A 14,628-nucleotide genomic window follows, 5' to 3' on the forward strand; every position below is an offset into this window, starting at 1 on the left:
AATTTGCACTTTCAACAACACAACACCCGATGCAAAGCAACTATATGAAGCGCAGCGGAATAAAACATCACATACAATGATTCATTTCTTTGGAAATTCATCCAATTTGGTTTATGCCGTACAATCGCATAACGAATTATCAACTGAAGACATTAATAAATTAAACTGGTTATTTAACAGCCAAGCGGAAAACACACATACCGTTGTTAATACACAAGGAGCATCACTGGATGCTTTTTTTGTTGGTCCAAGAGCAGCTATGGTTACGCCTTGGAGTACTAACGCTGTTGAAATAACACAGAATATGGGAATCGAAGGAATTATCCGCATTGAAGAATTCCAGGTTGTGGATGCTGATTTTTCTGATTTTGACCCAATGCTGTCACAGAAATATTCTAAGCTGCATCAGGACATCTACACGATCAACATTCAGCCGGAGCCTATTTTAGAAATTGAAGATATTGCTGCTTATAATCAGCAGGAAGGTTTAGCTTTAAGTGATGAAGAAGTAGCATATCTGGATAATTTAGCGGCTAAGCTCAATAGGAAATTAACAGACTCAGAAGTTTTCGGTTTCTCACAGGTAAATTCTGAACACTGCCGTCATAAAATTTTTAACGGCACTTTTGTAATTGACGGAGAAGAAAAACCGACATCCTTATTCAAATTAATCAAGAAAACATCCGAAACAAATCCGAACGATATTGTTTCAGCCTATAAAGACAATGTAGCCTTTTTAAAAGGTCCTAAAGTAACACAATTTGCACCGAAAAGTGCAGACAAGCCTGATTTCTATCAGGAAAAAGAATTTGATGCCGTCATTTCCTTAAAAGCAGAAACACACAACTTCCCTACTACTGTTGAGCCTTTTAATGGTGCTGCAACCGGTTCAGGTGGTGAAATTCGTGACCGTTTAGCCGGAGGGCAAGGTTCTTTACCATTAGCCGGAACAGCTGTTTATATGACCTCTTATTCTCGTTTACTAGAAAACCGTCCTTGGGAAAACGGAATGGCAGAACGTCCTTGGTTATACCAAACACCAATGGATATCTTGATCAAAGCTTCAAACGGTGCTTCCGATTTCGGGAACAAATTCGGGCAACCGTTAATTACAGGTTCTGTTTTAACTTTTGAACACGAAGAAGAAGCCCGTAAACTAGGATTTGACAAAGTAATTATGTTAGCCGGAGGAATTGGCTACGGAAAAGAAAGCCAGGCAATAAAACAAAAACCTTCTGTTGGCGATAAAGTTGTCGTTTTAGGAGGTGAAAATTACCGCATCGGTATGGGTGGAGCTGCAGTTTCATCAGCAGATACAGGAGCCTTTGGTAGTGGAATTGAATTAAATGCTATCCAACGTTCTAATCCTGAAATGCAAAAACGTGCGGCTAATGCCATTCGCGGTTTAGTAGAAGCTGATGAAAACCCGATCGTTTCTATTCACGATCATGGCGCGGGCGGACACTTAAACTGTTTATCTGAATTAGTGGAAGAAACCGGAGGATTGATTGACTTAGACAAATTACCGGTAGGCGACCCTACACTATCTGCAAAAGAAATTATCGGTAATGAATCACAAGAAAGAATGGGATTGGTTATCGGTGAAAAAGATATCGAAACCTTACACAAAATTGCAGATCGAGAACGATCCCCAATGTATACTGTAGGTGATATTACCGGAAACCATCGTTTTACGTTTGAAAGCAAAACTACCGGTGCTAAACCGATGGACTTTGCCATCGATGAAATGTTCGGAAGTTCACCGAAAACCATCATGGATGATAAAAAGATCATTCGCAACTATGCGGATGTTACGTATAGTTCAAATGAAATACCTACTTATCTGAACCATCTTTTACAGCTCGAAGCTGTAGCGTGTAAAGACTGGTTAACCAACAAAGTAGACCGTTGTGTAGGCGGACGAGTTGCCAAACAGCAATGCGCCGGACCTCTACAATTACCATTGAACAATGTTGGGGTTATGGCTTTAGATTTCAAAGGAAAAGAAGGTATCGCCACAACAATTGGTCACTCCCCTGTCTCTGCATTAGTTGATCCGGCGGCAGGTTCCAGAAATTCTATAGGAGAAGCGTTATCCAACATCGTTTGGGCGCCCTTAAAAGACGGTTTACATTCCGTTTCACTTTCTGCTAACTGGATGTGGGCTTGTAAAAACGAAGGGGAAGACGCTCGTTTATACGAAGCCGTTCAGGGATGTTCAGACTTCGCGATTGAATTAGGAATCAATATCCCTACAGGAAAAGATTCGCTTTCCATGAAACAAAAATATCCGAATGATGAAGTAATAGCACCGGGAACGGTAATTATTTCAGCGGCCGGAAACTGTTCAAATATCACCAAAGTAGTTGAACCTGTTTTACAAAGAAACGGCGGAAATATCTATTATTTAAACCTATCACAAGATTCGTTTAAATTAGGAGGAAGTTCTTTTGCTCAGGTTTTAAATAAAATTGGTTCAGAAGTTCCTACTATCACAAATGCTGCATATTTCAAAAAAGCTTTCAATACATTACAAGATTTAATTAAAGAGCGTAAAATTAAAGCCGGACACGATATCGGTTCTGGAGGTTTAGTAACTACTCTATTAGAACTGTGCTTTGCAGATGTAAACTTAGCAGCTCATTACGATTTGTCTGTTTTAGACGAAAAAGATACCGTTAAAGCATTATTCAACGAAAATATTGCCGTAGTTTTCCAAGCCGATGCTTCAGTAGAGGAAACATTCAAAGCGAATGGAATTGAAATTTTCAATATCGGTTCAGTTGCAGAAAGTGATACTGTCACTTTTAAAAACTTTGAAGATACTTTCAGCTTCTCTGTTACAGAATTAAGAGATACGTGGTATAAGACTTCATTCCTATTGGATCAGAAACAATCCAAAAACGGAATGGCAGAAGCTCGCTACAACAATTACAAAAATCAACCTTTACAATATACATTCCCTAAAAACTTTACAGGTGCTAAACCTGTCATTGCAAACGGAACTGTAAGACCTAAAGCAGCCATTATACGTGAAAAAGGAAGTAATTCAGAGCGTGAAATGGCAAATGCTATGTATTTAGCCGGATTTGATGTTAAAGATGTTCACATGACCGATTTAATTTCCGGTAGAGAAACTTTAGAAGACATTCAGTTTATAGGCGCTGTCGGTGGTTTTTCCAATTCAGACGTTTTAGGCTCTGCAAAAGGTTGGGCCGGTGCCTTTTTATATAATGAAAAAGCAAATACTGCATTAAAAAACTTCTTTAAAAGAGAAGACACTTTATCTGTAGGTATTTGTAACGGTTGCCAATTGTTCATGGAATTGGAATTAATCAATCCGGAACATGAGATACACGGAAAAATGCAGCACAACACGTCGCACAAGCACGAAAGCGGATTCACCAGTGTAACCGTTCAAGAAAACAATTCCGTCATGCTGTCTACTTTAGCAGGAACTACTTTAGGAGTTTGGATCTCTCACGGTGAAGGTAAATTCAGACTGCCTTACGGTGAAGAGCAATACAATATTGTAGCAAAATATGCTTACGAAGGTTATCCCGCAAATCCTAACGGTTCAGATTTCAATACCGCTATGATGTGTGACAGTACCGGAAGACATCTGGTAATGATGCCACACATTGAGCGTTCTGCTTTCCCTTGGAACTGGGCTTACTATCCAGACAGAGGGCAAAAAGATTTAGTTTCTCCATGGATTGAAGCTTTTGTAAATGCCAGAAAATGGATTGACGAAAAGAATAAATAATAGAAAAGCTTTCTGAAATAAATAAAATCCCCGCTCATTTTTGCGGGGATTCTTTTTTATATGCACGCATAATATTCAGTAAATCAATACAATACACTGAAAATCAATTCTTTTACTCTAAGAAAACAATAAAAAAGCTCCCAAATAAATATATTTTTCTTACTTTGCAGCCACTAATTTTCTGAAAAAATGAATAAAATTACCAGAATATTTGATTTTCCATATTACCAATTGGAAAAGTACAATCTTAATGATGCTTTTGTAACTAAAGTAGCCGGAAACTGGATTAAAACTTCCACTGCTGAATATATAGAAAAGGCTAATGCTATTTCCAGAGCCTTACTGGATTTAGGGATAAAAAAAGGAAGTAAAATTGCTTTAATTTCATCTAATAACAGAACCGAATGGAACATTATGGACATCGGGATCTCACAGATCGGTGCTGTTTCCGTACCTATCTACCCAACTATTTCTTTAGAAGAATTTGACTATATTTTTAACCACTCAGAAGCCGAATTGTGTTTCGTTTCCGATGAAGTTTTATTCCAGAAACTAAATTCTATTAAGGATAAGCTTCCATTTGTAAAAGATATCTATTCTTTTGATGCAGTTCAGGGTTGTAAAAACTGGGAAGAGTTAGTCAACCTTGGTAAAAATTCATCCAATCAGGATAAAGTTGAAGAAGCAAAAAATAATGTTAGCACTAAAGATTTAGTCACCATTATTTATACATCCGGAACTACCGGAAAACCTAAAGGCGTAATGCTTTCCCACGAAAATTTAGTAAGTGATGCCTTAGGATCATTCAAAAGAGTTCCACTAAAATTAGGAAAAAGCAGAGCGATGAGCTTTTTACCCATTTGCCATGTCTTTGAACGGGTACTAACCTACATTTATCAATACTCCGGAATTGCAATTTATTATGCCGAATCCATTGATAAAATAGCCGACAACATTAAGGAAGTAAAACCTAATGTAATGACTGTTGTTCCTAGATTGTTAGAAAAAGTATACGATAAGATCACCGAAAAAGGAGCAGAACTTGGCGGTATCAAAAAAGCATTGTTCTTTTGGTCAGTAAAAATTGGTGAACAATACGAACCTTACAGAAAAAACGGTTGGTTATATGAATTAAAATTAGCCATTGCCAATAAATTAGTCCTAAGCAAATGGAAAGAAGGATTAGGAGGCAATTTAGAAATTATCGTATCCGGAAGTGCTCCGTTGCAACACCGCTTGATCCGTGTTTTTACAGCTAGTAAAATGATCGTTATGGAAGGTTACGGATTAACTGAAACTTCTCCGGTTATTGCTGTAAATGATATGAGAAATGGTGGTTTCAAAATCGGAACGGTCGGAAAGCCACTGGATAACATTGAGGTAAAAATTGCTGCTGACGGTGAGATTCTTTGTAAAGGTCCAATAGTAATGATGGGATATTACAAAGATGAGGCTAAAACAGCAGAAATGATCAAAGACGGCTATTTTCATACCGAAGACATCGGGGAAATTGACTCTGAAGGCTTCTTAAAAATTACAGATCGTAAAAAAGAAATGTTCAAAACTTCCGGTGGAAAATATGTTGCTCCACAAGTTCTGGAAAATGATTTCAAACAATCCCGATTCATAGAGCAGATCATGGTAATTGGCGAAGGACAAAAAATGCCGGCAGCCTTTATACAACTCGATTTTGAATTTGTAAAAAACTGGGCAGAACGCAAACAAATTCAAATTGGTAATACCAATGCTGAAATTGCTCAAAATCCACAAGTAATAGCAAGAGTACAAAAAGTTTTAGATTCGATTAATCCTAAATTCGGAAAATGGGAACAAATCAAAAAATTTGAATTAACCCCTGACATCTGGACAATTGAAGGTGGTCAGCTTACCCCTACTCTGAAACTCAAACGAAAACAAATATTAGCACAATACAAAGAGTTATACGACAAAATCTACAGTAATTAAACTGTAGATTTTTTTTATTTCATAAAATTTATAAACAAGCTGTAAATGTTATTTCAAAAAAATGTTAATTAAATTATGTATTGACAAAAAAATTTGGGTTTAAAATACAAATTCATTAATTTGCAATATAGAAATAATTAAAAAATGAACGAAATAACACGCTTGTTTGATTTTCCATATTACCAACTTCAAAAGTACAATTTACAAGATGCTTTGGTAACCAAATATGATGGACAATGGATAAAAACTTCTACTCAAAAATACATTGACGAAGCCAATAAACTTTCCCGGTCATTAGTACGGTTAGGAATCCAAAAAAATGAAAAAATAGCCATCATTTCATCGACTAACAGAACAGAATGGAATATTACGGATATAGGTGTGTTACAAACCGGGGCACAAACTGTTCCTATTTACCCTACTATTTCCGCGGAAGATTATGAATATATTTTAAACCACTCAGAATCGGTTTACTGTTTTATTTCCGACGAAGAAGTATTTGAAAAGATCAATTCCATTAAAAAGAATGTTTCTTCCTTAAAAGAAATCTATTCGTATAATGAAATTCCCGGTTGTAAGAATTGGAATGAACTTTTGACTTTAGGAGAAGACGTTAGCAATCAGGAAGAAGTTGAAAAACGGAAAGATTCGATCGTAACGACAGATTTAGCAACTATTATCTATACTTCAGGAACAACCGGACGCCCTAAAGGTGTAATGCTTACCCATCAGAATATCGTTTCTGACGTTCTTATGAGTGCAGAACGCGTGCCTTTTGCTCCCGGTAATTTTAAAGCATTGAGCTTTCTTCCTATCTGCCACATCTTTGAACGAATGATCCTCTATTTGTACCAATACTTTGGAGTTTCTGTTTACTTTGCTGAAAGCATCGATAAGATTTCCGATAACCTAAAAGAGATTCATCCGAATGTAATGACCGTTGTTCCGAGATTGTTAGAAAAAGTATACGATAAAATATATGCCAAAGGTGCTGAATTGACAGGTATTAAAAAGAAATTATTCTTCTGGGCTACCGGCTTAGGGATACAATACAAACCTTACGAAGAAAACGGTTGGTGGTATGAATTCCAGTTAAAAATTGCCCGAAAACTAATTTTCTCCAAGTGGCAAGAAGCTCTAGGCGGCGAATTGAAACTCTTAGTTTCCGGTAGTGCTGCTTTACAACCTCGTTTAACAAAGGTTTTCACCGCAGCCGGAATTCCGGTTATGGAAGGCTACGGATTAACCGAAACTTCACCCGTTATTTCAGTAAACGATATGCGAAACAAAGGTTTCAAAGTAGGAACTGTCGGCAAAGTATTAAATGGTGTTGAAGTAAAAATAGCAGAAGACGGTGAAATTCTTTGTAAAGGACCTAACGTTATGACAGGTTATTACAAAGACGAAGAAAAAACAAATGAGGCTTTACAAAACGGCTATTTTCATACTGGGGATATCGGAGAAATTGATACAGAAGGCTTTCTGAAGATAACAGATCGTAAAAAAGAAATGTTTAAAACTTCAGGCGGCAAATATGTTGCGCCTCAAATTCTGGAAAACACATTTAAACAGTCTCGTTTTATAGAACAAATCATGGTTATTGGAGAAGGCGAAAAAATGCCGGCGGCATTCATACAACCTAACTTTGATTTTGTCAAAGAATGGGCTTCCAGACATCAGGACTTAAACATCGGTACGACCAACAGTGAGATCTGTAAAAATGACGATGTCATAAAAAGATTTCAGGAAGAAGTAGATCATTATAATGAAAGATTCGGTAATTGGGAAAAAGTCAAGAAGTTTGAATTAACCCCTGATATCTGGTCAGTCGAAGACGGTCACCTGACACCTACTATGAAATTGAAACGTAAAATTATATTGGAAAAATATAAAGATTTATACCAAAAGATCTATAATCCCCAATAATATTTAGCAAATAACTTTTTCTGGGAATTGTATAACAAAACCAAAAAATATTATAATGCAATATAAAGTACTTCACACGACCTTTGTATTGTTAACATAAAAAACAATTTCTATGAAAAAGTTATTTTTATTTGTAAGCGTAGCAACAACACTATTATTCATTTCTTGTAATGATAATGACTCACAAGCACAATCGTATAGTTATAATGTAAAAATGACCGATGCTCCTGCTCCTTATGATGCAGTATATATTGATGTTCAGGGAGTAGAAGTTAAAACTTCAGACGGAGCAACTTATGACTTAGAAACTGAAGCACAGGTTTACAATTTGTTAGAACTTTCAAATGGTGTTACTGTTGAAATTGCATCTGACGAAATACAAAGTGCCTATGTCACACAAATTCGATTAATTTTAGGAGAAAACAACAGCATTGTTGTCAACGGACAAACCTATCCACTAAGTACTCCCAGTGCTCAACAATCAGGTTTGAAATTGTTGGTCAATCAAGAATTGGACGCTAATGTTCAGAATACTATTCTAATTGATTTTGATGCACACAGTTCAATTGTCGTTGAAGGAAACGGTTCTTACTCTCTAAAACCGGTTTTACGCGAGGTCAATGTACAGATTACCGGTTCCGTAAGCGGATCCATTTCTACAACCGGAATCAATGCTACTGTTACTGCAATTTCCGCAACAGGAGAAGAATTCACAACAATTGTTGACGAAAACAGTGAATTTCAACTATTAGGATTAGCACCCGGAACTTATACAATTAGTATCACTCCAGAAGCGCCTTTGACATCTTTAACAATTCAAAATATTGAGGTCATGGCTAACACAGAAACCAATTTAGAGGCACTAATTTTACCATAACATTAAAAAAAGTAAAAAAATATTAAATTTTTCTAAAAATACTATGCGTGCATAGTATTTTTTTTTATATTTGAAAACGTTTTAGTAAAAAACAATAGATGAAAGATAAAACAATAGATTATATATTAAGAGCCACTTGGCAAGCTGTAGCCCGAATGTATAATGAAGAAGCTAACAAATACGGAGCTTCTATGGCTACCGGTTTTGCTTTGTTGACTATAGATAAAGATAACGGTTCCCCTTCCACCGCATTAGGTCCGCGAATGGGAATGGAAGCTACCAGCTTAACTCGTACTTTAAAATCTATGGAAGAAAAAGGACTGATTTACAGAAAAAAAAATCCCAGTGACGGAAGAGGTGTTTTAGTACACTTAACAGAAGAAGGCAAGGAAAAAAGAGAACTGTCAAAATCAACCGTTCTACAATTTAATGAAGTTATTAAAGCTCATGTCAATGAAGAACAATTACAACATTTTATTGAAGTAGCCGAAGTAATCAATGAATTAATTTCGGAAAAGAAAATTTTTGAGAACAAAGAAGATAACAAATAATAAAAACAACCAAAAAATATGAAACGTAACATCAAAAAAGTTGCTGTTATAGGTTCGGGAATTATGGGGAGCGGTATCGCTTGCCATTTTGCCAACATAGGTGTCGAAGTATTACTTTTAGACATTGTTCCGAGAGAGCTAACAGAAGCTGAACAAAAAAAAGGTCTTACCCTAGAAAGTAAAGCCGTAAGAAACAGAATTGTCAACGAGCATTTAACAAATGCTCTGAAATCAAAACCTTCTCCTATTTATCACCAAAGTTTTGCCGATAGAATTACCACCGGAAACACTACGGATGATATGGCAAAAATAGCTGATGTTGATTGGATCATTGAGGTTGTTGTAGAGCGACTTGATATCAAGAAATTAGTTTTTGAACAAGTAGAAAAATATAGAAAACCGGGCACATTGATTACCTCAAATACTTCCGGTATTCCGATTCACTTTATGAGCGAAGGAAGAAGTGAAGATTTCCAACAGCACTTCTGCGGAACACACTTCTTTAATCCGGCTCGTTACTTAAAATTATTTGAAATTATTCCGGGACCGAAAACGTCACAAGAAGTATTGGATTTCTTAAACGGATACGGTGAAAAATTCTTAGGCAAAACTTCTGTTGTAGCTAAAGATACTCCGGCATTCATCGGAAACCGTATCGGTATCTATGGAATTATGAGCCTTTTCCACCAAGTTAAAGAAATGGGCTTAACCATTGAAGAAGTAGATAAACTAACAGGTCCGGTTATCGGTCGTCCCAAATCAGCTACTTTCCGTACAGTCGATGTTGTTGGTTTAGACACATTAGTTCATGTAGCTAACGGAATTTATGACAACTGTCCTAACGACGAAGCTCACGAATTATTTAAACTTCCTGATTTCATCAATACCATGATGGAAAACAAATGGTTAGGAAGCAAAACAAAACAAGGTTTTTACAAAAAAGAAGGAAAAGACATCCTTTCATTAGATTTAGATACTTTAGAATACCGCCCAAGCAAAAAAGCTTCTTTCGCTACATTAGATCTAACTAAAGCAATTGACAAGCCTATTAAACGTTTTAAAGTTTTAGTAGGGGGAAAAGATAAAGCAGGAGAATTCTATCGCAAAAACTTCTCTGGTTTATTTACTTACTGTTCTAATAGAGTTCCTGAGATCACAGAAGATTTCTACAAAATTGATGATGCTATGAAAGCCGGATTCGGATGGGAAAACGGACCATTTGAAATTTGGGATGCTATCGGTGTAGAGAAAGGAATTGAAATGATGAAAGCTGAAGGATACGAACCGGCTGCTTGGGTAACAGAAATGTTAGCTACCGGAACTACTTCTTTCTATTCAGTTAAAGACGGAGCTACTTACTACTACTCTATCTCTTCTAAAAAGGCAGAAAAAGTTCCCGGACAAGATGCTTTCATTATCTTAAATAACATCCGTGAAAGTAAAAAAGTCTGGAATAACAGTGAAAGTATCATTACGGACTTAGGAGACGGAATCTTAAACTTAGAATTTACATCCAAAATGAATTCCATTGGTGCCGGTGTACTTCAAGGCATCAACAAAGCTATCGATATGGCTGAAAAAGGCTATAACGGATTAGTGATCGGTAACCAGGATGCTAATTTCTCTGTAGGTGCTAATTTAGCCATGATCTTCATGATGGCAGTGGAACAAGAATATGATGAGTTGAATATGGCGATCAAAATGTTCCAGGATACTATGATGCGATGCCGTTATTCTGCCATCCCGGTTATTGCCGCGCCACATGGTATGACATTAGGTGGCGGTTGCGAGCTGACTATGCATTCTGACAGAGCTGTTGCTGCTGCAGAAACCTATATCGGTTTAGTTGAATTTGGTGTAGGTGTGATCCCTGGCGGAGGTGGTTCAAAAGAAATGGCTTTAAGAGCTTCTGATACTTTCCGTAAAAATGATGTTGAATTGAATGTTTTACAAGAATATTTCTTAACCGTAGGTATGGCCAAAGTAGCAACTTCTGCTTACGAAGGTTTTGATACCGGAGTTTTATTGAAAGGACGAGACATAGTTGTGGTTAATAAAGACCGTCAGATTGCTACAGCTAAACAGATTGCTTTACAAATGGCAGAACAAGGTTATACACAACCTGTTCATCGCAAAGATATCAAAGTATTAGGTAAACAAGCTTTAGGTATGTTCTTAGTAGGAACTGACAGTATGGAAGCCGGAAAATACATTTCTGAGCATGACAGGAAAATCGCTAACAAATTAGCTTATGTAATGGCCGGAGGCGATCTGTCAGAACCAACATTAGTAACAGAACAATATTTATTAGACTTAGAACGTGAAGCTTTCTTAAGTTTAACAGGAGAACGCAAAACGCTTGAGAGAATCCAATACATGTTAACTAAAGGTAAACCATTAAGAAATTAAATTTAGAAACAAGACAGAAGAAGCAAGATACAAGCTTTGTCTTTTCTCTTTCTTCTTTCTTTATTTCTCTTAAAAACAAACAATATGAAAACAGCATATATAGTAAAAGCATATAGAACAGCAGTGGGAAAAGCCCCAAAAGGAGTCTTCCGCTTTAAAAGACCGGATGAATTGGCTGCTGAAACTATTGAGCACATGATGAGCGAGTTACCGAATTTTGATAAAACTCGTATTGATGACGTGATTGTAGGTAATGCAATGCCGGAAGCAGAACAAGGCTTGAATGTAGGTCGTTTAATTTCATTAATGGGATTAAAAATTGAAGACGTTCCGGGGGTAACAGTTAACAGATACTGTGCTTCAGGTTCTGAAACTATCGCTATGGCTACTGCTAAGATCCAATCTGGAATGGCAGATTGTATCATTGCCGGAGGAGCTGAAAGTATGAGTTACATTCCGATGGGAGGTTACAAACCTACCCCGGATTATAAAGTAGCGGCTCAGGGACACGAAGATTATTACTGGGGAATGGGGTTAACGGCTGAAGCAGTTGCTAATCAATTCAACGTTTCTCGTGAAGACCAAGATGAATTTGCTTATAATTCACATATGAAAGCCTTAAAAGCACAGGCTGATGGTAAATTTGACAAACAAATTGTTCCGATTACCGTTGAGCATACTTTTGTAAATGAAAAAGGAAAAAAAGAAACTAATTCTTATACCGTTTCAAAAGATGAAGGACCAAGAGCAGGAACTTCTATTGAAGCATTGGCCAAACTTCGTCCTGTTTTTGCTGCTGACGGTAGCGTAACAGCGGGGAACTCCTCTCAAATGAGTGACGGTGCCGCTTTTGTACTGATCATGAGTGAGGAAATGGTAAAAGAATTGAACCTTGAACCAATTGCCCGTTTAGTAAACTATGCCGCTGCCGGAGTTGAACCAAGAATTATGGGTATCGGACCGGTAAAAGCTATTCCGAAAGCATTAAAACAAGCCGGATTAAAACAATCTGACATTGAATTAATCGAATTGAACGAGGCATTCGCTTCTCAATCCTTAGCCGTAATTCGCGAATTAGATCTGAATCCTGAAATTATCAATGTAAACGGAGGAGCTATTGCTTTAGGCCATCCGCTAGGTTGTACAGGAGCAAAACTTGCAGTTCAATTATTTGATGAAATGCGCTTACGCAACAACAAATACGGAATGGTTACAATGTGTGTAGGTACCGGACAAGGTGCTGCTGCAATCTATGAATTTTTAAAATAAAAATAATAAAAAAACAAATAAAGATGGCTGATATTCTAAGAGGAGGTCAATTCCTAGTAAAAGAAACAAAGTGTGATGCTATTTTCACACCAGAAGATTTCTCGGAAGAGCAAATCATGATGCGCGATTCTGTAAAAGAATTCGTGGACAAAGAACTATGGGCAAACAAAGAGCGTTTTGAGAAAAAAGATTACGCTTTTACTGAAGAGTGTATGCGTAAAGCGGGCGAACTTGGATTCTTAAGCGTTGCTGTTCCTGAAGCTTACGGCGGAATGGGAATGGGATTTGTAAATACCGTATTAGTATGTGATTACATCTCAGGAGCAACAGGTTCATTCTCTACCGCTTTCGGAGCCCATACTGGTATCGGTACAATGCCGATTACTTTATACGGTACAGAAGAACAAAAACAAAAATACGTTCCGAAATTAGCTTCCGGTGAGTGGTTTGGTGCTTACTGTTTAACAGAGCCGGGTGCCGGTTCTGATGCTAATTCCGGAAAAACTAAAGCTGTTTTGTCAGAAGACGGAACACATTACAAAATTACCGGAGGTAAAATGTGGATCTCTAATGCCGGGTTCTGTAATTTATTTATCGTTTTTGCACGTATTGAAGACGATAAGAACATTACCGGTTTTATTGTTGAGAACGATCCTTCAAACGGAATTTCTTTGGGTGATGAAGAACACAAATTAGGTATTCGCTCTTCTTCTACCCGTCAGGTTTTCTTCAACGAAACTAAAGTTCCGGTTGAAAACATGTTAGCAGGTCGCGGTGAAGGTTTCAAAATTGCTATGAATGCCTTAAACGTTGGTCGTATTAAACTTGGAGCGGCTTGTTTAGATGCTCAAAGAAGAAACATTACAGAATCTGTAAAATATGCCAATGAAAGAATTCAGTTTAAAACACCTATTTCTAGTTTTGGTGCTATTCAGGCGAAATTAGCTGAAATGGCAACTTCTGCTTATGCCGGAGAAAGTGCAACCTATCGTGCTGCTGCCGACATTCAGAAACGTATTGAAATTCGTCAAGAAGAAGGAAATACACATCAGGAAGCTGAACTAAAGGGTGTTGAAGAATTTGCTATAGAATGTTCTATCTTAAAAGTAGCAGTTTCTGAAGATATCCAAAACTGTTCTGACGAAGGTATTCAGATCTTCGGTGGTATGGGATTCTCTGAAGACACTCCAATGGAAAGTGCTTGGAGAGATGCTCGTATTGCTCGTATCTATGAAGGTACAAACGAGATCAACCGTATGCTTTCTGTAGGTATGTTGATCAAAAAAGCAATGAAAGGTCACGTTGATTTACTAGGTCCGGCTATGGCTGTTGCCGAAGAATTAATGGGAATCCCTTCATTCGATACTCCGGATTACACCGAACTTTTTGCAGAAGAAAAAGAAATGATCGCAAAATTGAAAAAATCATTCTTAATGGTTGCCGGTGCGGCAGTTCAAAAATTCGGACAAGAATTAGACAAACACCAACAGTTATTAATGGCTGCTGCTGATATGCTAATTGAAATTTACATGGCAGAAAGCACAATTTTAAGAACTGAAAAATTAGTTAAAAAAGTAGGCGAAGAGAAAGCTCAGGAACAAATTGCAATGGCTCAATTGTATTTATACAATGCTGTAGATATCATTACTAAAAGAGGAAAAGAAGGAATCGTTTCTTTTGCAGAAGGTGATGAACAACGCATGATGTTAATGGGATTACGCCGTTTTACAAAATATGTAAACATGCCAAATGTGGTAGCGTTACGAGACAAAATTGCTGCTAAATTAATTTCAGAAAACCAATACTGTTATTAATTACAGCAACATTTTGGTTTAGTTTGTTAAAAGTAAAGGCTGCCTAAGGCA

General features: G+C 37.1%; 8 protein-coding genes. All 8 read left to right on the forward strand.

The window, feature by feature from the left end; translation table 11 throughout:
• Positions 1-76: 76 nt before the first annotated feature.
• The 8 genes from purL to DI487_RS00255 all read left to right on the forward strand — a co-directional run bounded on the left by purL (position 77) and on the right by DI487_RS00255 (position 14,577).
• On the forward strand, positions 77-3,766 hold the full coding sequence (gene purL / locus DI487_RS00220) for a phosphoribosylformylglycinamidine synthase (protein ID WP_109567864.1): 3,690 nt from the start codon (positions 77-79) through the stop codon (positions 3,764-3,766).
• Positions 3,767-3,955: 189 nt separating this feature from the next.
• Complete coding sequence (locus DI487_RS00225) at positions 3,956-5,731, forward strand: AMP-dependent synthetase/ligase (RefSeq protein ID WP_109567865.1); 1,776 nt, start codon at positions 3,956-3,958, stop codon at positions 5,729-5,731.
• A 144-nt stretch (positions 5,732-5,875) separates the two neighbouring features.
• Positions 5,876-7,657 carry an AMP-dependent synthetase/ligase gene (locus tag DI487_RS00230; protein WP_109567866.1) on the forward strand — a complete coding sequence of 594 codons (1,782 nt, stop codon included), beginning with the start codon at positions 5,876-5,878 and terminating at the stop codon, positions 7,655-7,657.
• Positions 7,658-7,769: 112 nt separating this feature from the next.
• On the forward strand, positions 7,770-8,534 hold the full coding sequence (locus DI487_RS00235; RefSeq protein WP_109567867.1) for a DUF4382 domain-containing protein: 765 nt from the start codon (positions 7,770-7,772) through the stop codon (positions 8,532-8,534).
• 98 nt (positions 8,535-8,632) lie between these two features.
• Positions 8,633-9,085 (forward strand): MarR family winged helix-turn-helix transcriptional regulator, encoded by a 453-nt coding sequence (locus DI487_RS00240; protein ID WP_109567868.1) that lies wholly within the window; start codon positions 8,633-8,635, stop codon positions 9,083-9,085.
• 18 nt (positions 9,086-9,103) lie between these two features.
• The gene (locus tag DI487_RS00245; protein ID WP_109567869.1) at positions 9,104-11,494 is read left to right on the forward strand and encodes a 3-hydroxyacyl-CoA dehydrogenase/enoyl-CoA hydratase family protein; all 2,391 of its coding nucleotides are present in this window, start codon (positions 9,104-9,106) and stop codon (positions 11,492-11,494) included.
• Between the two features lie 84 nt (positions 11,495-11,578).
• Positions 11,579-12,763, forward strand: a complete 1,185-nt coding sequence (locus DI487_RS00250; RefSeq protein WP_109567870.1) for an acetyl-CoA C-acyltransferase — start codon at positions 11,579-11,581, stop codon at positions 12,761-12,763.
• 23 nt (positions 12,764-12,786) lie between these two features.
• Positions 12,787-14,577 carry an acyl-CoA dehydrogenase family protein gene (locus DI487_RS00255; RefSeq protein ID WP_109567871.1) on the forward strand — a complete coding sequence of 597 codons (1,791 nt, stop codon included), beginning with the start codon at positions 12,787-12,789 and terminating at the stop codon, positions 14,575-14,577.
• The last annotated feature ends 51 nt before the right edge of the window (positions 14,578-14,628 follow it).

It is taken from the genome of Flavobacterium sediminis, assembly GCF_003148385.1.
Taxonomy (GTDB): Bacteria; Bacteroidota; Bacteroidia; order Flavobacteriales; family Flavobacteriaceae; genus Flavobacterium; species Flavobacterium sediminis.